This window comes from Streptomyces sp. NPDC038213, from assembly GCF_055600495.1.
Genome location: NZ_JBVJYM010000024.1, coordinates 21,695 through 43,100 on the forward strand (window position 1 = coordinate 21,695; position 21,406 = coordinate 43,100).

Annotated in this window: 17 protein-coding genes; 4 read left to right on the forward strand and 13 right to left on the reverse strand. The window is 72.5% G+C overall.

All coding sequences use genetic code 11. The annotated features are described in order from the left end of the window. Window positions 1–128: 128 nt before the first annotated feature. From ACZ7JZ_RS26485 to ACZ7JZ_RS26510, 6 genes are all read right to left on the reverse strand, one after another. Window positions 129–950, reverse strand: a complete 822-nt coding sequence (locus tag ACZ7JZ_RS26485) for a shikimate dehydrogenase (protein ID WP_470943443.1) — start codon at window positions 948–950, stop codon at window positions 129–131. A gap of 7 nt (window positions 951–957) precedes the next feature. Further along, the gene (gene mltG, locus ACZ7JZ_RS26490) at window positions 958–2,859 is read right to left on the reverse strand and encodes an endolytic transglycosylase MltG (protein ID WP_470943444.1); all 1,902 of its coding nucleotides are present in this window, start codon (window positions 2,857–2,859) and stop codon (window positions 958–960) included. Between the two features lie 126 nt (window positions 2,860–2,985). Continuing rightward, window positions 2,986–3,456 (reverse strand): Holliday junction resolvase RuvX, encoded by a 471-nt coding sequence (ruvX, locus tag ACZ7JZ_RS26495; protein WP_470943445.1) that lies wholly within the window; start codon window positions 3,454–3,456, stop codon window positions 2,986–2,988. 17 nt (window positions 3,457–3,473) lie between these two features. Further along, the gene (gene alaS / locus ACZ7JZ_RS26500; protein WP_470943447.1) at window positions 3,474–6,143 is read right to left on the reverse strand and encodes an alanine--tRNA ligase; all 2,670 of its coding nucleotides are present in this window, start codon (window positions 6,141–6,143) and stop codon (window positions 3,474–3,476) included. Beyond that, window positions 6,143–6,526, reverse strand: coding sequence for a DUF6167 family protein (locus tag ACZ7JZ_RS26505; RefSeq protein WP_470943448.1), 384 nt, complete (start codon window positions 6,524–6,526; stop codon window positions 6,143–6,145). Before ACZ7JZ_RS26505 ends, alaS begins: the two co-directional genes overlap by 1 nt. A 7-nt stretch (window positions 6,527–6,533) precedes the next feature. Beyond that, entirely contained in the window at window positions 6,534–6,971 is a 438-nt protein-coding gene (locus ACZ7JZ_RS26510; RefSeq protein WP_470943449.1) for a DUF948 domain-containing protein, read from the reverse strand. Window positions 6,972–7,195: 224 nt separating this feature from the next. On the opposite strand from ACZ7JZ_RS26510, the gene ACZ7JZ_RS26515 reads away from it, so the two are divergent. Then, a complete protein-coding gene (locus ACZ7JZ_RS26515) occupies window positions 7,196–9,370 on the forward strand; it encodes an ATP-binding protein (protein ID WP_470943451.1) in 2,175 nt (724 codons plus the stop codon). Between the two features lie 24 nt (window positions 9,371–9,394). On the opposite strand, the gene rpsD is transcribed toward ACZ7JZ_RS26515, so the two are convergent. Then, window positions 9,395–10,006, reverse strand: coding sequence for a 30S ribosomal protein S4 (gene rpsD / locus ACZ7JZ_RS26520; protein ID WP_470943452.1), 612 nt, complete (start codon window positions 10,004–10,006; stop codon window positions 9,395–9,397). A 55-nt stretch (window positions 10,007–10,061) separates the two neighbouring features. Here rpsD and ACZ7JZ_RS26525 point away from each other — a divergent pair, with 55 nt between their 5' ends. After that, on the forward strand, window positions 10,062–11,003 hold the full coding sequence (locus ACZ7JZ_RS26525) for a DUF2470 domain-containing protein (RefSeq protein ID WP_470943454.1): 942 nt from the start codon (window positions 10,062–10,064) through the stop codon (window positions 11,001–11,003). Window positions 11,004–11,030: 27 nt separating this feature from the next. Here the strand turns inward: ACZ7JZ_RS26525 and ACZ7JZ_RS26530 are convergent, their stop codons facing one another. The 5 genes from ACZ7JZ_RS26530 to ACZ7JZ_RS26550 form a co-directional block, all read right to left on the reverse strand. Beyond that, complete coding sequence (locus tag ACZ7JZ_RS26530; protein WP_470943455.1) at window positions 11,031–11,741, reverse strand: HNH endonuclease family protein; 711 nt, start codon at window positions 11,739–11,741, stop codon at window positions 11,031–11,033. Between the two features lie 373 nt (window positions 11,742–12,114). Then, window positions 12,115–13,467: a replication-associated recombination protein A gene (locus tag ACZ7JZ_RS26535; RefSeq protein ID WP_470943457.1), complete on the reverse strand. Its 1,353-nt coding sequence runs from the start codon at window positions 13,465–13,467 to the stop codon at window positions 12,115–12,117. 71 nt (window positions 13,468–13,538) lie between these two features. Continuing rightward, window positions 13,539–14,171, reverse strand: coding sequence for a vitamin K epoxide reductase family protein (locus tag ACZ7JZ_RS26540; protein ID WP_470943459.1), 633 nt, complete (start codon window positions 14,169–14,171; stop codon window positions 13,539–13,541). 219 nt (window positions 14,172–14,390) lie between these two features. After that, window positions 14,391–15,653 (reverse strand): histidine--tRNA ligase, encoded by a 1,263-nt coding sequence (gene hisS / locus ACZ7JZ_RS26545; RefSeq protein WP_470943461.1) that lies wholly within the window; start codon window positions 15,651–15,653, stop codon window positions 14,391–14,393. A 10-nt stretch (window positions 15,654–15,663) separates the two neighbouring features. Further along, a complete protein-coding gene (locus ACZ7JZ_RS26550) occupies window positions 15,664–16,374 on the reverse strand; it encodes an MBL fold metallo-hydrolase (protein WP_470943462.1) in 711 nt (236 codons plus the stop codon). A gap of 157 nt (window positions 16,375–16,531) precedes the next feature. On the opposite strand from ACZ7JZ_RS26550, the gene ACZ7JZ_RS26555 reads away from it, so the two are divergent. Together ACZ7JZ_RS26555 and ACZ7JZ_RS26560 are read left to right on the forward strand one after the other, a co-directional pair. Next, window positions 16,532–17,317 carry a peptidylprolyl isomerase gene (locus ACZ7JZ_RS26555; RefSeq protein WP_470943463.1) on the forward strand — a complete coding sequence of 262 codons (786 nt, stop codon included), beginning with the start codon at window positions 16,532–16,534 and terminating at the stop codon, window positions 17,315–17,317. A 226-nt stretch (window positions 17,318–17,543) separates the two neighbouring features. Further along, a complete protein-coding gene (locus tag ACZ7JZ_RS26560; protein WP_470943464.1) occupies window positions 17,544–18,773 on the forward strand; it encodes a DUF349 domain-containing protein in 1,230 nt (409 codons plus the stop codon). Window positions 18,774–18,898: 125 nt separating this feature from the next. Here the strand turns inward: ACZ7JZ_RS26560 and ACZ7JZ_RS26565 are convergent, their stop codons facing one another. After that, window positions 18,899–21,340, reverse strand: a complete 2,442-nt coding sequence (locus ACZ7JZ_RS26565; RefSeq protein ID WP_470943466.1) for a RelA/SpoT family protein — start codon at window positions 21,338–21,340, stop codon at window positions 18,899–18,901. Window positions 21,341–21,406 lie beyond the last annotated feature (66 nt).

A 21,406-nucleotide genomic window follows, 5' to 3' on the forward strand; every position in this document is an offset into this window, starting at 1 on the left:
CGCGGCCCTGGCCCGCCTGCCCTGAATCCTCCCACGTCCACGGGGGTGAACCGATCTCCGGTCCAGCAATCGGACGGGAGACCGCATCGTGGACGGGTCCGGGGGCCCGGCGCGGGGCCCCCGCGGGCTCAGCGGGCGGCGAGCGCGCGCTCCCCCGCGGTCCGCATGGCCGCGAGCGGGCCGGGGCGGCCCGTCATCTGCTCCACCTGCAGGACGGCCTGGTGGACCAGCAGGTCGAGCCCGCCGACCACCTGTCCCCCGGCCGCGGACCAGGCGGCCGCGAGCGCGGTGGGCCAGGGCTCGTACAGCACGTCGAACAGGGTGCCGGGGGCCGCCGGGACGGCCGCGGCGAGGGCGTCGGTGGCCCCGGCGGGGGTGGTGGCGATCACGAGGGGGGCGCTGAGGGCCTCCGCCGCGTCGGCCCAGTCGGCCGTACGGACCGCCACTCCGAGCCGCTCGCCCCACTGGAGCATCTCCGCGGCCCGGGCCCGGCTGCGCACGTAGGCGGTGACCTCGCCGGTGCATATCCGGGAGAGCGCTGCCAGGGCGGAGGAGGCGGTGGCCCCGGCGCCGAGGACGGCCGCCGCGGGGACCTTCTCCACCCCGCGCTCGTGCAGGGCGGAGACCAGCCCCGGGATGTCGGTGTTGTCCCCGGTCCGGCTGCCGTCGGGGTGGCAGACCACGGTGTTGACGGCCTCGACGGCGGCAGCGGTCGCGCTGACCCCGTCGAGCAGCGGGATGACGGCCCGCTTGAGCGGCATGGTCAGCGAGAGCCCGGCCCACTCGGGGCCGAGGTCCGCGAAGAACGCCGGGAGGCGGGCCTCGTCGACCTCGAAGCGGTCGTACGACCAGTCGCCGAGGCCGAGCTCCCGGTAGGCCGCCCGGTGCAGGACCGGGGAGAGGGAGTGCTCGATGGGGGATCCGAGCACCGCGGCCCGTCGCACCGACATGGTGTTGCTACCCGCCGTTCTGTCGTGTCTTGTTGAACTCGCTCACCAGCTTGTCGTGCTCGGCGAACGTCTTCGTGTAGATGGTCTTCTTCCCGTCGATGGAGATGAAGAACATCCAGCCGCCCTTGTCCGGGGTGAGCGCGGCGCCGACGGCGTCCGTGCCCGGGTTCCCGATCGGGCCGGGGGGCAGGCCGGCGACGTGGTACGTGTTGTACGGGTCCTTCAGGGCCCGCGCCTCCTTGGCCGAGATGTCGACCGTGGACTCGTCCTTGATGTAGTTGATGGTGGAGTCGAACTCCAGCCGCCGCATCGTGACCATGTTGGTGGGCTTGAGGCGGTTGTAGATGACCTCGGACATCTTCCGGTAGTCGGATTCGTCCTTGCCCTCGGCGGCGACCAGGGAGGCCACGGTGACCAGGTCCAGCGGCGAGTCCAGGCCGAGCGCCTTGGCCTTGGGGGCCAGGTCCAGGCTGTTGTAGTGCGCGGTGGCCCGGGTGACCATCTGCTTGAGCAGCTTCTCCGGGGTGACGCTCTGGCCCAGGTCGTAGCGGGCCGGGAAGAGGAAGCCCTCCAACGGGTCCTTGGTGTCGGGGCCGGGCGCGGCCCAGGCGGGCAGGCCCAGGTTCTTGGCCTGCTTCTTCGCGACCTCGCGGGTGGTGCCCGCGGCGAGGTTGAGCTTCTTGTCGATCCGCTTGTAGACGTTGATGTTGCGGTCGCCGGGGTTCACGTCGAGCGAGTTGATGTTGGCCGGGTTGACCATCAGCTCGACGGCGGAGGCGGCCGACATCTCCTTCTTCATCGAGTACAGGCCGGGCTGGATGCCGAGGCCCTTGGTCTCGTGCTGCTGGGCGGCGGCCGTGAAGGCGTCGGCGCTCTTGACCACGCCGGCCTGTTTCAGGAGCATGCCCATCTGCCCGAGGCTCGCGCCCTTGGGGATCTCGACCTCGACGGCGGAGGTGCCCTCGCCGGCGAAGTCCTCGGGCGCGCCGAAGCGGCCCTTCACGAAGCTGTAGCCGTAGTAGCCGATGCCGCCGACCCCGCCCACGAGGACGAGGGAGACGAAGAGGCAGGCCATGCCGTTGCGGCCCTTCTTCTTGGCCGGGCGGGTGCGGCCGCCGTCGCGGCGCCCCCCGCCCGAGCCGCCGCCCTTGCGGCCCCCGCCGGAGCCCTCGTCCCCGGAGCCGGCCGCACCGTTCTTCTCCGGCTCCTCGTCGGAGCCCGAGAAGAAGGGGTGGTCGTCGGGAGCCTCGGCGGGGTCGGCCGGGTCCTCCTGCCAGGCGGCGGGTTCGGGGGCCGCGCCGCGCCGGTCCGGGGGCTGCGGCGGCGGGTAGGCCTCCGCGGTGGCGTACAGGTCGGGGGCCTCGCCCGGGTAGCCGCCCGGGGGCTGCCCGGCGTACGCGTCCGGGACGCCGGTGTCCCAGCCGCCGGTGTCCCCGTGGTACTGGAGGGGGGCGGACGCGGCGGCCTGCTGCGGCTGGGCTCCGTAGGCGGGCTGCGGGTCCGCGTACTGCTGCTGCGGGTCCGCGTACTGCTGGTACTGCTGCGTCTGGTGCTGCTGCGCGTACTGCTGGGGGTCCTGGTACTGCTGCTGCGCGTCCGGGTACGGGGCGTGCTGCTGCTGGTGCGCGTACTGCTGCTGCACCGGCTGGTGCTGGGGATAGCCCTGCTGGGAGTAGTCCTGCTGGGAGTAGTCCTGCTGCGGGTAGCCCTGCTGCGGGTGCTGCCCGGAGAGGTGCGCGTTCTGGCCGTGCTGCGGGTCCGGGGCGTACGGCTGCTGCGGGTCGCCGTACGGGACCTGGCCGGGCTGGGCCTGGTAGCCGCTCTGCCCGGACCATCCCAGGTCCCCGTACAGCGGATCGTCGTCCGGGTGCTGCGGGTAGGGGCCTGCACCCCGGCCATACTCGGTCATCGGTCCCCTAGAGCCGCGAGACGACTGGCCTCGGCACCGACTGCCGTGACCTACCGGTCCGCCTCTTTCGTGGGCGACGGCTGTTCGAAATGCCGCCACATCGCGCGGAACGTTACCGTATCGCGATCAGATGACCACTTCGACGCACTCGCCGGGCGGATTACCCGATACCCGTTCGGTCTCAAGAGCGTTCTGAAGGATGATCACTGCGGCGGCCTGGTCGATCACCGAGCGTCCCTTCTTCGCGTTCTTCCCCGAGGCCCGCAGCCCCTGGGCGGCGGTGACCGTGGTCATCCGCTCGTCCACCAGGCGCACCGTCACCGGCTTGATGCCCCGGGCCAGTTCCGTGGCGAAGACGCGCACCTTGGCCGCGGCCGGACCCTCCCGCCCGCTGAGCGAGCGGGGCAGTCCGACCACGACCTCCAGGGGCTCGTACTCCTCGACGAGCTGCCGCAGCCGCCGGTGGGCGGCCGGGACGTCGCGCCCCGGAACCGTCTCCACCGGCGTGGCGAGGACCCCGTCGGGGTCGCACGAGGCGACCCCGATCCGGGCGTCTCCGACGTCGATCGCCAGGCGGCGGCCGCGGCGCAGGCTCATCGTCCGGTCCCCGTCGCTCACGCGGTCTCGGCGACGAGGCGCTCGACCGCGGCGACGGCCTCGGGCACGGCGGCCGGGTTCTGGCCGCCGCCCTGGGCCACGTCGGGCTTGCCGCCACCGCCGCCGCCGAGGGTCTTGGCCGCCGTACGGACCAGGTCGCCGGCCTTGAGGCCGCGCTCGCGGGCGGCGTCGTTGGTGGCGATCACGGTCAGCGGGCGGTCATTGGCCACGGTGAAGAGGGCCACGACGGCCGGGCGGTCGCCGGGGATGCGGCCGCGGACGTCGAGGACCAGCTTGCGCAGGTCGTCGGCGCCGACGCCGTCGGCCACCTGACCCACGACCAGGGCGACCCCCTTGATGTCCTGGGCGTTCTGGGCGAGGCCGGCGGCGGCCTGGAGGACCTTCTCCGCGCGGAACTTCTCGATCTCCTTCTCGGCGTCCTTCAGCTTGCCGAGCATGGAGGCGATCTTCTCCGGGAGCTCCTCGGGACGGCCCTTGACCAGCTCCTGGAGCTGGGCGACGACCGTGTGCTCCTTGGCGAGGAAGTTGTACGCGTCCACACCGACCAGGGCCTCGACGCGGCGCACGCCGGAGCCGATGGAGGACTCGCCGAGCAGCTTCACCAGGCCGAGCTGGGCGGTGTTGCCGACGTGCGTGCCGCCGCACAGCTCCTTGGAGAAGTCGCCGATGGTCACGACGCGGACCTGCTCGCCGTACTTCTCGCCGAACTCGGCGATGGCGCCCTGCTTCTTGGCCTCGTCGATGCTCATGATCTCCGCCGTGACCTCCAGCTCACGGGAGAGCACGTCGTTGATCTTCTGCTCCACGTCGGTCAGGACCGAGCCGGGGACGGCGTTCGGGGAGCCGAAGTCGAAGCGGAAGCGGCCGGGCGAGTTCTCGGAGCCGGCCTGGGCGGCCGTCGGGCCGAGGGCGTCGCGCAGGGCCTGGTGGGTCAGGTGGGTGGCCGAGTGGGCGCGGGCGATGGCCCGGCGGCGGCGGACGTCGATGGCGGCGTACGCGGAGGCGCCGACCGTCACCTCGCCGACCTGGACGGAGCCCTTGTGCACGGACACGCCGGGGACCGGCTGCTGCACGTCGCGGATCTCGATGACCGCGCCGCTGTCGAGCTTGATCCGGCCCTGGTCGGCGAGCTGGCCGCCGCCCTCGGCGTAGAAGGGGGTGCGGTCGAGGACGACCTCGACCTCGTCGCCCTCGGAGGCGGCGGGCGCGGAGACTCCGTTGACCAGCAGGCCGACGATGGTGGACTCGCCCTGGGTGGTGGCGTAGCCGGTGAACTCGGTGGCGCCGGAGCCGTCCGCGATCTCGCGGTAGGCGGACATGTCGGCGTGCCCGGTCTTCTTGGCCTTGGCGTCGGCCTTGGCGCGGTCGCGCTGCTCCTGCATCAGGCGGCGGAAGCCCGGCTCGTCCACGGAGAGGCCCTGCTCGGCGGCCATCTCCAGGGTGAGGTCGATCGGGAAGCCCCAGGTGTCGTGGAGCAGGAACGCCTTGTCGCCGGAGAGGACCGTGCCGCCGGCGGCCTTGGTCTCGGTCACGGCGGTGTCGAGGATGTTCGTGCCGCCCTTGATGGCCTTGAGGAAGGCGGCCTCCTCGGCGAGGGCGACGGTCTCGATGCGCTTGCGGTCGGTGATGAGCTCCGGGTACTGCTGGCCCATCGTCTCGATGACCACGCCGATGAGCTCCTGGACCACCGGGCCGGTGGCGCCCATCAGGCGCATGTTGCGGATGGCGCGGCGCATGATGCGGCGCAGCACGTAGCCGCGGCCCTCGTTGCCGGGGGTCACGCCGTCGCCGATGAGCATCGTCGAGGTGCGGATGTGGTCGGCGACCACGCGCAGGGACACGTCGGTGTCCTGGCCCGCGCCGTAGCGGACGCCCGTCAGCTCGGTGGCCTTGTCCATGACCACGCGCAGGGTGTCGGTCTCGTACATGTTCTGCACGCCCTGCAGGATCATCGCGAGGCGTTCCAGGCCGAGGCCGGTGTCGATGTTCTTGGACGGCAGGTCCCCGAGGATCGGGAAGTCCTCCTTGCCGTCGCCCGCACCGCGCTCGTACTGCATGAAGACCAGGTTCCAGATCTCCACGTAGCGCTCGTCGTTGACGGCCGGGCCGCCCTCGACGCCGAACTCGGGGCCGCGGTCGTAGTTGATCTCGGAGCAGGGGCCGCAGGGTCCCGGGACGCCCATGGACCAGAAGTTGTCCTTCTTGCCCAGGCGCTGGATCCGCTCCTGCGGGACGCCGATCTTGTCGCGCCAGATGGCCTCGGCCTCGTCGTCGTCGAGGTAGACCGTGATCCAGAGCTTCTCCGGCTCCAGGCCGTAGCCGCCGTCCGCCACGGAGCTGGTGAGCAGCTCCCAGGCGTAGCGGATGGCGCCTTCCTTGAAGTAGTCGCCGAAGGAGAAGTTGCCGCACATCTGGAAGAACGTGCCGTGGCGGGTGGTCTTGCCGACCTCTTCGATGTCCGGGGTGCGGACGCACTTCTGCACGCTGGTCAGCGTGGGCGCCGGGGGCTTGACCTCGCCCAGGAAGTAGGGCTTGAACGGCACCATGCCGGCGGGGACCAGCAGCAGAGTCGGGTCGTCCGCGATGAGCGACGCCGAAGGGACAACGGCGTGACCGCGCTCCTCGAAGAAGCTCAGCCAGCGGCGGCGAATTTCAGCCGACTCCATCAGTGGTCCTCATTCCGGTTGTACGGGGTGTTCGGTGTGTTCGGGGTATGCGGTCGCTGCCGCTTCGCGGTCCGCGAAGCGGGGTTGTCCAGGGCCCTCAGGCGGCGCGGCCCGGGGAGGGCGCGCAGCGTGCCGGGGCCCTGCGGTGCGTCCGGGTCCTGGTGCAGGCCCAGTGCATCGTTCAGCTCTTCCTCGCGCTCGGCCATTCCCGCGCGGACGTCGAGGGCGAACTCCTTGAGCCGGTGGCCCGCCTCGACGGCCTTGTCCGCCGCCTGGGCGGCCAGGCTCTCCGGTGCGAGCTGCTTCAGCTTGCGGTTGACCTTGGTCGTGGCCCAGACGCCGGCGGCGGCGCCTGCGGTGAACCAGAAGGTGCGGCGGAACATCGCTGTCTCAGTCCTTCTGCTTGCGGCGGGCGGCGGGGACGGTGCGTCCGACGATCACGGTACGGCGGCCTGCGCGCGGCGGCACCGCGCCCGCGGCCGGGTCGGGCCGGCCCAGCGCGCGGCGGACTCCGTACCCGAAGGCGGCGACCTTCACGAGGGGGCCGCCGAACGTGGTGGCGACCGTGGACGACAGCGCCGAGGCGTTGGAGGTGACCTCCTGCACGTCGCTGGCGATGGCGTCGACCCGGTCGAGCTGGGTGCGCGCGGAGCGCACGGTGGTGGAGGCGTCGGCGAGCAGCGGAACCGCCTGCTCGGTCACCTCGGCCACGAGCTTGGTGGTCGCCTTGAGCGTCTGGGCGAGCCTCGCCAGTGCCACGGCGAGGAACGAGACCAGGATCGCCCAGAAGACGGCCACGAGGATCCCGGCCACCTCTCCACCGGACACGTTGCACCGCTCCCTGCGTCGTCGGACTCTGTCTTCTGTCGGTCTGCGTACTGCGTATGCAGCTCTGCACCTCCCGGCCCGCGTCCGACTCTCGTCGGTGTCCGCAGGACCCGGGAAAAGCTGCCCCGACCCTATCGCGCCGGGGGTGCCCGGCCCTACCGGAATTGCAGGTCCGACCGGCCGCCTTGTACGCAGCGCATCCGGAGCAGTACGCTCCGTGTCCCATGCGATCCAGGACGTGCGGCAATCTTCCCTCGGAGCTCGACGCCTTCGTCGGGCGGGGTCCCGAACTGGCCGAGCTGGGAAGGCTGCTGGAGCGCTCCCGGCTGGTGACGGTCACGGGGGTCGGCGGGGTCGGGAAGTCCCGTACGGCCCTGAGGGCCGCCCGTCTGCTGCAGGAACGCTACTGCGACGGGGTCTGGCTGGCCGAGCTGTCGGACGTGCGCGATCCCGACCTCCTCCCGCACGCCCTGGCCGGAGCGCTGGGCCTCACCGACCACACCTCCCGCCCGCCCCGCACGGCCCTCGCCGAGCACCTGGCGGGCCGCGAGCTGCTGCTGGTCCTGGACGGGACCGAGCAGCTGGTCGACGCCTGTGCGGCGCTGGTGCGGGAGCTGCTGCGCCGCTGCCCCGAGCTGCGGGTGCTCGCCGTGGGCCGGCGCCCGCTCGCCCTGGACGGGGAGCACACCCTGCCGCTGGCGCCGCTGGACGGGCCGGACGCGGTCCGGCTGCTGGAGCTGCGGGCGGCGGCCGCGGCGCCGGGCTTCGCCCTCACCGAGGGGAACCGGGCCGCGGTGGCCGAGCTGTGCGGCCGGCTGGACGGGATCCCGCTGGCCCTGGAGCTGGCCGCGGGCCGGCTGCGCACCCTGTCCGTGGAGCAGGTGCTGCTGCGGCTGGAGGACCGGTTCCGGCTGCTGACGGGCCGCAGCCGCGGGGCGCTCCCCCGGCACCAGGCGCTGCGCACGGCCATCGGCTGGAGCCACGAGCTGTGCACCCCGCAGGAGCGGCTGCTCTGGGCGCGCCTGTCGGTCTTCGCGGGCCGGTTCGACCTGGACGCGGCGGAGTACGTGTGCGCGGGCCCGGACCAGCCGGTCGAGGAGGTGCTCGACGTCCTGGGCGAGCTGCTGGCCCAGTCCCTGCTGGTGCGGGAGGACGGCCCCGCGGGGGCCCGCTACCGGATGCTGGACACCGTGCGCGCGTACGGGGCGCAGTGGCTGGAGGCCCAGGGCGAGTCCGCGCGGCTGCGGCGGCGCCACCGGGACTGGTACGTGGGGCTGGCGACCTGGTGCGAGCTGGAGTGGTTCAGCCCGCGCCAGCTGGAGGTGGCCGGGCTGGTGGACGCGGAGCTGCCGAATCTGCGGCTGGCCCTGGAGTGCTGCCTGGAGGAGCCGGAGGAGGCGCACCTGGGCCAGTACCTGGCGGGCACCCTGTGGTTCTCCTGGGCGGGGTGCGGCCGGCTCGCGGAGGGCCGGCACTGGCTGGACCGGGTGCTGGAGTGCGCGCCGGACCAGGACGGGCCGGCCGGGGAGGAGGCGCAGGAGGGCTCGCGACTGAAGGCCCTGTGGGTGCTCGGGTACGTGGCCTGTCTGCAGGGGGACACGGTGGCGGCGCTGAGCGCCCTGCACGAGTGCCGGGAGGGCGCCGAGCGGGTCGGCAGCCCGCTGGCCCGGGCGTACGCCGTGCACCGGCTGGGCTGCCTGGCGCTGGTCTCGGACGACATGGAGCGGGCCGGGGAGCTGCTGGGGTCGGCGCTGGAGCAGTACCGGGAGGCCGGGGAGCTCAACAGCAACGTGCTCATGTGCCAGGTGGAGCTGGCGATGGCGACGGCGTTCCAGGGGGACCTGGAGGGTGCGCTGCGGCTGTGCCGGGAGGTGCGGGACATCTGCGAGGACCGCGGCGAGCGCTGGACCCGGGCGTACGCGCTGTACGTCCTGGCGTACGCGGCCCTCAACCGCGGGGACCTGCGGCAGGCGCGGGAGCTGCTGGCCGAGTGCGTGGGCGTGAACCACACCTTCCACGACCTGCTCGGGCTGGTGCTGGCCCTGGAGCTGCTGGCGCTGGTGACGGTCGCGGAGGGGGACGCCGGGGAGGCGGCGGTGCTCCAGGGGGCGGCCGAGGCCCTGTGGGGCTCGGTGGGGCTCCAGCTCTTCGGTTCCGGGTACTTCAACGGGCCGCGGCTGGCCTGCCTCCAGCAGGCGGGCGAGGAGCTGGGCCGGGCGGGGTACGCGGCCCGGGCGGCGGAGGGCCGGCTGCTGCCGCTGGAGGAGGTGGTGGAGCGGGCGCTGCACCCGCGGGAGCGCGTACGGCCGCTGGTGCCGCCGGCGCGGCGGCCGGTGCGGCGGGAGGCCCGGGACAGCAGGAAGCCCGCCGGCTCCCCATTCGGGGAACCGACGGGCTGACCAGTCGGTGAGACCGCGTCCGCCTTAGCGGGCGTAGTACTCGACGACGAGCTGCTCGTCGCAGATGACCGGGATTTCCTTGCGGTTCGGGTCGCGGTCCAGGCGGAAGGCCAGGGCCTTCAGGTTCACCTGCAGGTAGCGCGGGGTCTCGCCCTCACCGGCGTAGCCACCCTCGCGGGCAACCTGGAAGGGGTGCTTCTCGCGGCTGCGCTCGCGGACCGTCACGACGTCGTCGGGACGGACGCGGAAGGACGGCTTGTCGACCTTGCCGCCGTTGACCTCGATGTGGCCGTGGACGACCATCTGACGGGCCTGGTAGATGGTGCGGGCGATGCCCGAACGCAGGACCAGGGCGTCGAGGCGACGCTCGAGCTCGACGACCAGCGCCTCGCCCGTCTTGCCCTCGGCCTTCTTCGCGCGGTCGTACGCGCGGGCCATCTGCTTCTCGGAGATGTCGTACTGCGCGCGCAGACGCTGCTTCTCGAGCAGACGGACCTTGTAGTCCGAGTTCTGCTTGCGGCCACGGCCGTGCTCGCCCGGCGGGTAGGGGCGAGCCTCGAAGTACTTGACGGCCTTCGGCGTCAGGGCGATACCGAGGGCGCGAGACTTCTTGACCTTGGGTCGTGCCTGGTTCACGGGGAACCTACCTCCATGTAAGTTAGGTGAGGCTTACCTTAGCGAGGAGGACGTAATGTCTCGACCACATGGGATCCCCCTGCCCAGTGCGCATCGCAGTTCGGACGAGTACGAATCCACGTCCGCTTACGACGACGTTAAGCAAGGTCAGCCGCGTCCCAGGGAAGGCGCTCGACAGCTCACCGGAGCCGAGCGCGTACGAACCCTCGTTGAGTCCAACGCCTCAGTATCCCTCACGCTGCCGGGTGCTCACGACACGCACGAGCCGGCCGAGTACTGGACCGGCGCGCCAGCCGCCCGCACGGTCACCCCCGACGGGGACGTGATCCTCCTGGTTTCCGGGGAATCCGCGGCCGCCAGGGCCGCCGCCTACGCCCAGGACGACGACCTCACGGCCGTGATGGAGATCACCGACGTGGCCCCCGTCGCCGTCCCCCACCGTATCCGGGGGCGCGCCCGGCTGGCCGGCTGGCTGACCCCGGTACGGGGCGCCGAGCGCGCGGCCGCCGCCGCACTGCTCGCCGAGCGGCACCCGGTCGGCGAGCTCCTCGGCCTCACCGAGGCCCTCCCCGACAACGGCGACCGCGGCCGGTACGGGCGCCCCGCCTGGACCCTGCTGCGCCTGGAGGTCGGCGAGATCGGCGTCGAGGACCTGTGGGGCGCCGAGCACGTGGACCCCGGGGAGCTCGGCGCCGCCGCGCCCGACCCCGTCGCGGCCCACGAGGCCGACCTCCTCCAGCACCTGCACGCCGCCCACGGCGAGCGGATCCGCGCGCTGTGCGGGCTGCTCGGCGCCCGGGAGGGCGAGGCCGGCGGCGGGGCGGTGCCGGTGGCCCTGGACCGGCTGGGCCTGCGGGTCCGCTTCACGGGCGGCCGCCCCTTCGACGCCCGCTTCGACTTCGCGGAGCCCGTCGAGGACATCCGCGGCCTGCGGCGCGCGATGCACACGCTCTTCAAGGCGGCGGAGTCCGCGGAACCGCACCCCCCGGCCCGCTGAGTCCGGCTGACCCGGCTGACTCCCGCGTCACGCGGGGCAGGTGCCGAGCAGCTCCCGCAGCGCGGCCTGCTCCGGCGGGCTGACCGTCAGGCCGTACTTGTGCTTGATGCCGGTCCAGCGGCGCCCGTACTCGCACCAGTACGCGCGCCGCGGCGGCCGCCACTTGTCCGGGGTCCGGCTGCTCTTGTCGTAGTTCGCCTGCTTGTCCACGGCGAGGAGCACGTCCAGGTCGTTCGCGTACGCCAGCCGGCGCTGCGGGCTCCACGCGTACGCGCCCGCCCGCCAGGCCGCGGCCAGGGCGACCACGTGGTCGGTCTGGATCTGCGAGGCCCGCCGGTAGGAGTACGGGTGCTCCCTGCCCGTGTACGGGTCGCTCAGCAGGCCCGAGACCACCACGCAGGGGTTGCGGTCCCCCACCCTCAGCTCGCGCAGGTCCCGGCGGAGCACGTCGTCACGGGTGTCGCAGCCGTTGCGCCCGCCGACGGCGTCGGTCTCGTCCGACCAGGTCCTCCCGAACTCCTCGCGGCGGTACGTCTGCCAGTTCTGCCCCCACGCGACCTCCAGCTTCGCGAGCTGCGCCCGTGCCGTGGCCGGGGCCGGCGGGAACCCGGGGCTCGCGAGCGGGACGAGCGCGGCGGCGCGGACCGCTCCCGGGCCGGGGGCGTCATGGTGGCACGCGGCGGCCAGCGGGGCGGCGACGGCCAGCAGCAGGGCGACCGGTACGGATGGACGACGCATGCGCTGACCCGTTCCCCACCCCGCCCCTCCCCGAAACCGGGGACAAGCCCCCGGCCCCCGCACCGCGCGCTCCGCGCCCGGTGCGCTCAAACGCCGCGCGGGCTTGATATTGCCGCGGTTCGCTGCAATGTGCCGCTCAGCGGCAATTTCCAGCATCGCCGCGCCAAATCCAGCCCCGCCGGCGTTTGGCGCGCGGGGTCTGGGGCGGAGCCCCGAAACCCCCCACCCACCCGCACCCGACCCACCCACCCCAGCCAACTCCAGCCCCGCCGGCGCTTGAGGCGCGGGGTCTGGGGCGGAGCCCCAGGAACGGGAAAGGGCGGGGTGGGGAAGGAGCCCGCGCAGCGGGAGCGGGGGCCGGGCGCAGCCCGGGTCAGGAATCGCCGGTCAGGCGGGAGCGGACCCGCTCGACGACGTCCGCGTACCGCGCCTCCGCCCCGTACCGCGTCGGCTCGTAGTACCGCTTGCCGTGAATCGCGTCCGGCGCATACTGCTGCGCCGCAATCCCCCCGGGCACGTCGTGCGGGTACACATACCCCTGCGCATGCCCCAGCTTCGCCGCCCCCTTGTAGTGCCCGTCCCGCAGATGCGCCGGCACCGGCCCGGCCAGCCCCGCCCGCACATCGGCCAGGGCGGCCCCGATCGCCGTCGTCGCCGTGTTCGACTTCGGCGCGAGCGCCAGCGCGATCGTCGCGTGGCTGAGGGTCAGCGCGGCCTCCGGGAAGCCGATCATCGCCACCGCCTGCGCGGCCGCGACGGCCGTCGGCAGGGCCGTGGGGTCCGCCAGCCCGATGTCCTCGCTCGCGGAGATCATCAGCCGCCGCGCGATGAACCGCGGGTCCTCCCCCGCCTCGATCATCCGCGCGAGGTAGTGCAGCGCCGCGTCCACGTCCGAGCCCCGGATGGACTTGATGAGGGCGCTGGCCACGTCGTAGTGCTGGTCGCCGTCCCGGTCGTACTTCACCGCGGCCCGGTCCACGGCCTCCTCCACCGTCTGGAGGCTGATCTCCGGCTCGCCCTTGGCGATCGCCGAGCCGGCCCCCGCCTCCAGCGCCGTCAGCGCCCGCCGGGCGTCGCCGCCCGCGATCCGCAGCAGGTGCGCCTCGGCGTCGGCGGCCAGGGCGACCGCGCCGCCGAGCCCTCGCTCCTCCGTGAGCGCCCGGTGCATCAGCCCGCTGAGGTCGGCGTCGGTGAGCGGCTCCAGCGTGAGCAGCAGGGAGCGGGAGAGCAGCGGGGAGATCACGGAGAAGTACGGGTTCTCCGTGGTCGCGGCGATCAGGGTGACCCAGCGGTTCTCCACGGCGGGCAGCAGGGAGTCCTGCTGGGCCTTGCTGAAGCGGTGGATCTCGTCGAGGAAGAGGACGGTCTCCTTGCCGTACCCGCCGACGGCCCGGCGGGCGCCCTCGATGACCGCCCGGACCTCCTTGACCCCCGCGGTGATCGCCGACAGCTCGACGAACCGCTTCTGCGTGGCCTGGCTGACCACGTACGCCAGGGTGGTCTTGCCGATGCCGGGGGGACCCCACAGGATCACCGAGGAGGCTCCGGCGGGGCCGCCGGAGCCGTCCCCGACCAGCCGTCGCAGGGGCGAGCCGGGCTTGAGCAGGTGCTGCTGCCCGACGACCTCGTCCAGGGTGCGCGGGCGCATCCGGACGGCGAGCGGCGAGCTCGCGGGGTCCTTCTCCTGGCGGTCCTCGGCGGCGGCGGTGAAGAGGTCGGGTTCCACACCTGAAGCCTAGAACAGGGCTGTGACAGTCCCGGCCGGGCCCGTCGGGGGGCGGCCGCCGGGGGCCGCGGTCAGGAGGTCCAGAAGTCCCACCAGCGGGTCAGGACCAGCATCCCGATGATCCCGATGTGCAGGACCGGCAGCACCCAGGTGAACTCGCCGAAGAAGGAGCGCAGCCAGCCGGGCGCGGGCAGGACGCCCTCGCGGACGTTGTGCGAGGTGAGGTACCAGAACAGCACGATGGTGGCGACCCAGGCCAGGCAGCACCACAGGCACAGCGAGTTGATCCGGTACAGCGACTGGAACATCAGCCACATGCAGAAGCCGACGCCGAACAGCGCGCCCGCGTTGAAGGCCAGCCAGTACCAGCGCTTGAACCGGGCCCCGGCCAGCAGGCTCATGCCGACGCAGACCACGATCCCGTAGGCGACGAGGCCCAGCATCGGGTTCGGGAACCCGAAGGCGGCGGCCTGCTCGCTCTTCATGATGTTGCCGCAGGCCACCACGGGGTTGAAGCTGCAGCCCGGGACGAAGTCCGGGTCCTCCAGCAGCTTGAACTTGTCGATGGTGATCACCCAGGCGGCGAGCAGCCCCGCCGCGCCGGTGACCACGCACAGCCAGGCCAGGGCCCGGCTCCCCCCGATGGTCCGGCCGCCGTCCGCGGCCGTCCGCCGGCTGTCCGCTTCCGCCCCAGTGTTCGTCATACGGAGTTCCGTCATCCCGTCGTCGTGGCACCGCCGCCGCCTCGTGGGCGCGGTCCGCCTGAGCAGGGACATTGTGCCGTACACCGGGCCCCCGGCACCGTTCGGCGGGGATAAGGGGAAGCTGTGGACGGACGGCGGGGGCCGCCCGGCTGCTGCCGGACGGCCCCCGCTTCCGCCGGCGCCGGTTACGGGCTGCTGCCCGTACCGGCGCCGGCCGGGTCAGGCCAGCCTGGCCCGTACGGCCTCCAGGACGTCCGCGAAGGCCACCGGCTGCTGCTCGCCGGTCTCCATGTCCTTGAGCTGGACCACGCCCTCGGCGAGGTCGCGCTCGCCGGCGACCAGGGTGAGGCGCGCGCCGGAGCGGTTGGCGTCCTTCATGCTGCCCTTGAGGCCCTTGCCGCCGAAGGAGAAGTCGGTGGCGACGCCCTCCTTGCGCAGTTCGACGACCTTGCCGAACAGCAGCCGGCGGGCCTCGTCGCCGAGGGCGACGGCGAAGACGCTGGTGGCCGCAGGGATGTCCAGCTCCACGCCCTCGGCCTCCAGGGCCAGGACCGTGCGGTCCACGCCCAGGGCCCAGCCGACGGAGGGCAGCGCGGGGCCGCCGATCATCTCGGACAGGCCGTCGTAGCGGCCGCCGCCGCCGACCGCGGACTGCGAGCCCAGGCCGTCGTGGACGAACTCGAAGGTGGTGCGGGTGTAGTAGTCCAGGCCGCGGACCAGCTTCGGGTCGTCCTCGAAGACCACGCCGGCCGCGCTGACCAGGGCGCGGACCTCGTCGTGGTACGCCGTGCAGGCCTCGCAGAGGAAGTCGCGCAGCAGCGGGGCGTCGACGAGCTGCTTCTGGACGTCGGGCCGCTTGTCGTCGAGGACGCGCAGCGGGTTGATCTCGGCGCGGCGCAGGGTCTCCTCGTCGAGGTCGAGCCCGCGCAGGAACTCCTGGAGGGCCTCGCGGTAGACGGGGCGGCAGACCTTGTCGCCCAGCGAGTTCAGCAGGATGCGGAACTGCCGCAGGCCCAGGGAGCGGTACGCCTGGTCGGCGAGGATGATCAGCTCGGCGTCCAGGGCCGGGTCCTCGGCTCCGATCGCCTCGGCGCCGACCTGCGAGAAGTGGCGGTAGCGGCCCTTCTGCGGGCGCTCGTAGCGGTAGTACGAGCCGGAGTACCAGAGCTTGGCGGGGAGGTTGCCCTGCTTGTGCAGGCTGGCCTCCAGGGCTGCGCGCAGCACGGAGGCGGTGCCCTCGGGGCGCAGGGCGAGCCGGTCGCCGCCCTTGGTCTCGAAGGCGTACATCTCCTTGGTGACGATGTCGGTGGACTCGCCGACGCCGCGGGCGAAGAGGTTGACGTCCTCGAAGCCGGGGGTCTCGATGTACCCGTACCCGGCCTTGCGCAGCGGGGCGGAGATCGCCTCGCGCACCGCCAGGTACTTCGCGGAGTACGGCGGGATCAGGTCGTACGTGCCCTTGGGGGCCTTGAAGGTGCTCACGAAGCTCTCGTCACATTCCTCGTCGTGGGGCGGCCTGGCCGCCTCCGAGGCCGGCGGCGACTTCCCTCAGGTAGGGGTTCGTCGCGCGCTCGCGGCCGATGGTGGTCTGTTGGCCGTGGCCCGACAGCACCACGGTCGAGTCGTCGAGCGGCAGGCACACGCGGGCCAGCGATTCGAGCATCTCGGCGTGGGAGCCGCCGGGCAGGTCGGTGCGTCCGATGGAGCCGGCGAAGAGCAGATCCCCCGAGAAGAAGACCGAGGGGATGTCGGCCGCCTCGGGCATCTGGAAGGTCACCGACCCCTTCGTATGGCCGGGCGCGTGCGCGACGGTGAAGTCCAGACCGGCCAGCTTCAGGGCGCTGCCGTCGGTGAGCTCGCGGACGTCGTCCGGCTCCCCCACGGTGATCTCGCCCATCAGCGGCATCCCGATGGACCGGCCGAGCGCCTTCTCGGGGTCGCTCATCATGTAGCGGTCCTCGGGGTGGATCCAGGCGGGCACGTCGTGCGCACCGCACACCGGGACCACGGAGGCCACATGGTCGATGTGGCCGTGGGTGAGGACGACGGCGACGGGCTTGAGACGGTGCTTCCTGAGCGTTTCCTCGACTCCCTGGGCGGCCTGGTGGCCCGGGTCGATGATCACGCACTCCTCGCCGGCGGCGGGGGCGACCACGTAGCAGTTGGTCCCCCAGGCCCCGGCGGGGAACCCGGCAATGAGCACGTTCGTCCCTTACATGTCGGCCGGCTTCGGTGGGCCGGCTGGAGATTGCGGCAGATCAGAGCCTACCGGCGCTGCTCATCACACAGCGAACCCATATACGGTACGGCCTAACCCCGGCCCGGACGGCTGGACCGGACACGCACAAGGAGAAGACCCGGTGGTCACGAGCGATCAGCGGCGGCGGCAGCTCGCCAGGGAGAAGTACGAGCGGCAGCAGCAGCGCAGGGCCGAGGCCCAGCGCCGTGCGCGCCGGCGGGGCATCGTGATCGGTGCGGCCGTGGCCGTGGTCGCCGCGGCCCTGATCGGCAGCTTCTCGGCCGGCCTCTTCGATGCGAAGGACGACGGGGACGGGACGACCCCGGCCGCATCGGGCTCCCCGACGCCCTCCGCCGAGCCGAAGAAGAAGGAACCGGCGATGGCGATCGACCAGAAGGCGAAGTACACCTTCACGCTGGACACGAACCAGGGCGACATCAAGATCGCCATGGACGCGTCGAAGACCCCGCGCACGGTGAACTCGTTCAACGCGCTGGCCGGCGAGAAGTACTTCGACAACACCAAGTGCCACCGCCTGACCACGGGCGGGATCTTCGTCCTGCAGTGCGGCGACCCGCAGGGCACCGGCATGGGCGGACCCGGCTACACCATCCCGGACGAGAACCTGGGCGGCCTGGGCAAGGCCGGCGCCGACGGCACGGTCACGTACCCGGCCGGCACGGTGGCGATGGCGAACACCGGGCAGCCGGGCACCGGCGGCAGCCAGTTCTTCCTCGTCTACAAGGACAGCAAGCTGCCCCCGGGCTACACCCCGTTCGGCACGATGGACGCGGCCGGCCTGAAGGCCGTGAACGAGGTCGCGAAGGCCGGGGTGGACGGCGGCGCCACCGACGGCGCCCCGAAGAAGGGCGTGACCATCGAGAAGGCGACCGTCGTCAAGAACTGACCCCAAGCGGGTCATACCAGGGCGATATCAGGGCGAGCGCCGGACCGCTTCCGGCGGCGCACCCGGTCAGCCGCGGTTTCGCGGGGATCCGTGGGCGCCGGATGCGGACAGCCGGCCCGGCGTTCGCCTATGTTGGCGTTGTGCAGGGCGGGCTCGGCCCGCCCCAGGAAACTGTGGACGATGCCCGGGGGCGAACCCCCGGCGGGCATCAGGTGGAGGAGGCGCTGTGAGCAGCGACCCGTGGGGCCGCGTCGACGAGACGGGCACCGTGTACGTGCGTACTGCCGATGGCGAGAAGGTCGTCGGCTCGTGGCAGGCGGGCACCCCCGAGGAGGCCCTGGCCTACTTCGAGCGCAAGTACGAGGGCCTTGTGGTCGAGATCGGCCTCCTCGAACGGCGGGTGCGGACCACCGATCTCTCCGCGAAGGACGCGGCGACGGCGATCGAGCACCTGAGGCAGCAGATCGACGAGCACCACGCGGTGGGCGACCTCGATGCGCTGGGTGCGCGGCTGGACAAGCTGGTGGCCTCCGTCGAGGAGCGCCGCGAGGAGCGCAAGGTCCAGAAGGCCAAGCAGGCGGACGAGGCCCGCGGGGCCAAGGAGAAGCTGGTCGCCGAGGCCGAGGAGCTGGCGCAGAGCGACCAGTGGCGTTCGGCGGGCGAGCGGCTGCGGGCCCTGGTGGACACCTGGAAGGGTCTGCCGCGCCTGGACCGCAAGTCCGACGACGAGCTGTGGCACCGCTTCTCGCACGCCCGCTCGGCCTTCTCCAAGCGCCGCAAGGCGCACTTCGCCTCGCTGGACGCGCAGCGCGAGGACGCCCGCAAGGCCAAGGAGAAGCTGGTCGCCGAGGCCGAGTCGCTCTCCGGCTCGACCGACTGGGGCCCGACGGCGGCGCGCTACCGCGAGCTGATGGCGGACTGGAAGGCCGCCGGCCGCGCCCAGCGCGAGTCGGAGGACGACCTGTGGAACCGCTTCCGCGGGGCCCAGGACGTGTTCTTCGCGGCGCGCAGCGGGGTCTTCGCGGAGCGGGACGCCGAGCAGGCGGAGAACCTGAAGCTGAAGGAGGAGCTCGCCGACGAGGCGGAGAAGCTCCTGCCGGTGACGGACCTGAAGGCGGCCCGCGCCGCGTTCCGCTCCGTCAACGAGCGCTGGGAGGCCATCGGCCACGTGCCGCGGGACGCCCGGTCCAAGGTCGAGGGCCGGATGCACGCCGTGGAGCGCGCGATCCAGGAGTCCGAGGAGGCCGAGTGGCGCCGGACGAACCCGGAGGCGCGTGCGCGCGCCGCGGGTCTGACCGGCCAGCTCCAGGACGCCGTGGACAAGCTGCAGAAGCAGATCGACGCGGCCCGCGCGGCCGGCCAGGACGCCAAGGCGGACAAGCTGGCCCGCGAGCTGGAGGGCCGCCAGGCCCTGCTCGACCAGGCGCTGAAGGGCCTGGAGGAGTTCGGCGGCTGACGCCCCCGTCGGCCGGGTCCCTGCGGCCCGGCCCGGCGGTTTCCCGCCCGGGACGGCGGAAGGGCCCCGGTACGGATCTCGGATCCGTACCGGGGCCCTTCCCGTTGCCCCGGGCGCCGCCGGCTCTACGGGCGGCGGGCGGAGGTGACGCGGTAGACGTCGTAGACGCCCTCCACGCCCCGTACGGCCTTCAGCACGTGTCCCAGGTGCTTGGGGTCGCCCATCTCGAAGGTGAACCGCGAGGTGGCCACCCGGTCGCGGGAGGTCTGCACGGCCGCCGACAGGATGTTGACGTGCTGGTCGGACAGGACCCGCGTGACGTCGGAGAGCAGCCGGGACCGGTCCAGTGCCTCGACCTGGATGGCGACCAGGAAGACGGAGGACTGGGTGGGCGCCCACTCGACCTCGAGGATCCGCTCGGGCTGCTGCGAGAGCGAGTCCACGTTGACGCAGTCGGCGCGGTGAACCGATACGCCGCTGCCGCGGGTGACGAAGCCGATGATGGGGTCGCCGGGCACCGGGGTGCAGCAGCGGGCCAGCTTGACCCACACGTCGTCGACGCCCTTGACCACCACGCCCGGGTCGGCGTTCGCCCGGCGCTTGGCGCGGCCGCGGGCGGGCGGTACGACCTCCTCCAGGTCCTCCTCGGCCGCCTCCTCCCCGCCCAGGGCCTGGACGAGCTTCTGCACCACGGCCTGCGCCGAGACGTGGCCCTCGCCGATGGCCGCGTACAGGGAGGAGATGTCGGGGTAGCGCATCTCGTGCGCCAGGGTGACCAGGGAGTCGCCGGTCAGGATCCGCTGGATGGGCAGGTTCTGCTTGCGCATGGCCCGCGCGATGGCGTCCTTGCCCTGCTCGATGGCCTCGTCGCGGCGCTCCTTGGAGAACCAGGCGCGGATCTTGTTGCGGGCGCGCGGGGACTTGACGAAGCCGAGCCAGTCCCGGGAGGGGCCGGCCCCCTCGGCCTTGGAGGTGAAGACCTCGACCAGGTCGCCGTTGTCGAGGGTGGACTCCAGGGGGACCAGCCGCCCGTTGACCCGGGCCCCTATGGTCCGGTAGCCGACCTCCGTGTGCACCGCGAAGGCGAAGTCCACGGGGGTGGCCCCGGCGGGCAGGGCGATGACGTCGCCCTTGGGCGTGAAGACGAAGACCTCGTGGCGCGAGAGGTCGAAGCGCAGCGAGTCGAGGAACTCGCCCGGGTCCTCGGTCTCCTTCTGCCAGTCGAGGAGCTGGCGCAGCCAGGCCATGTCGTTGACGGTGTCCTGGCCGGCGCTGCCCTTGGCGGCCTGCGGGACGTCGGTGCGGACCTTGGAGCTGCCCGCGACCGTCTGCTGCTTGTACTTCCAGTGGGCGGCGATGCCGTACTCGGCGCGGCGGTGCATGTCGAAGGTGCGGATCTGCAGCTCCACCGGCTTGCCGCTGGGCCCGATGACCGTCGTGTGCAGCGACTGGTACATGTTGAACTTGGGCATCGCGATGTAGTCCTTGAACCGCCCCGGAACCGGGTTCCAGCGGGCGTGGACGGTGCCCAGCGCCGCGTAGCAGTCGCGGACGGTGTCCACCAGGACGCGGATGCCCACCAGGTCGTAGATCTCGGCGAAGTCGCGGCCCCGCACGATCATCTTCTGGTAGACGCTGTAGTAGTGCTTCGGCCGGCCGGTGACGGTGGCCTTGATGCGGGCCGCGCGCAGGTCGGTCTGCACCTCGTCGGTGACCACGGCCAGGTACTCGTCGCGCTTGGGAGCGCGCTCGGCGACCAGGCGGACGATCTCGTCGTACATCTTGGGGTAGAGGATCGCGAAGGCGAGGTCCTCCAGCTCCCACTTGATCGTGTTCATGCCCAGCCGGTGCGCCAGCGGGGCGTAGATCTCGAGGGTCTCGCGGGCCTTCTTCTCCTGCTTCTCCCGCTTGAGGTAGCGCATCGTGCGCATGTTGTGCAGGCGGTCGGCGAGCTTGATGACGAGGACCCGGGGGTCCTTGGCCATCGCGACGACCATCTTGCGGACGGTCTCGGCCTGGGCCGCCTCGCCGAACTTGACCTTGTCGAGCTTGGTCACTCCGTCGACGAGCAGGGCCACGGCGTCGCCGAAGTCCCGTCTGAGCTGCTCGAGCCCGTACTCGGTGTCCTCGACGGTGTCGTGGAGCAGTCCGGCCATCAGGGTGGCCGGGTCCATGCCGAGCTCGGCGAGGATGGTGGTGACCGCGAGCGGATGCGTGATGTACGGGTCGCCGCTCTTGCGCTTCTGGCCGCGGTGCCAGCGCTCCGCGACCTGGTACGCCTTCTCGATCTGCCGGAGGGTGGCCGTCTCGATCTTGGGGTCGTTGCTGCGGACTATCCGGAGGAGGGGTTCCAGCACCGGGTTGTACGGGTTGGAACGCTGGACGCCCAGCCGGGCGAGCCGGGCCCTGACCCGGTTGGAGGAGCCCGCGGGCTTGAGCGGCGCGGGCTTGGCCGGCGGCGCCGCCGGTACGGGCTTGGGCGCCGCGGGCGCGGAAGCCGCCGCCGCGGCCTGCTCGGCCTGCGGATCGGGCTGCGCGGCGGACAGTGGCTGGACCTCGTCTGGCAAGAGCGCTCCTCGTGCGGATCCGGTGTCCCCCGGTCAGGTCCGGAAAACCCATGGTAGCGAGCCTTG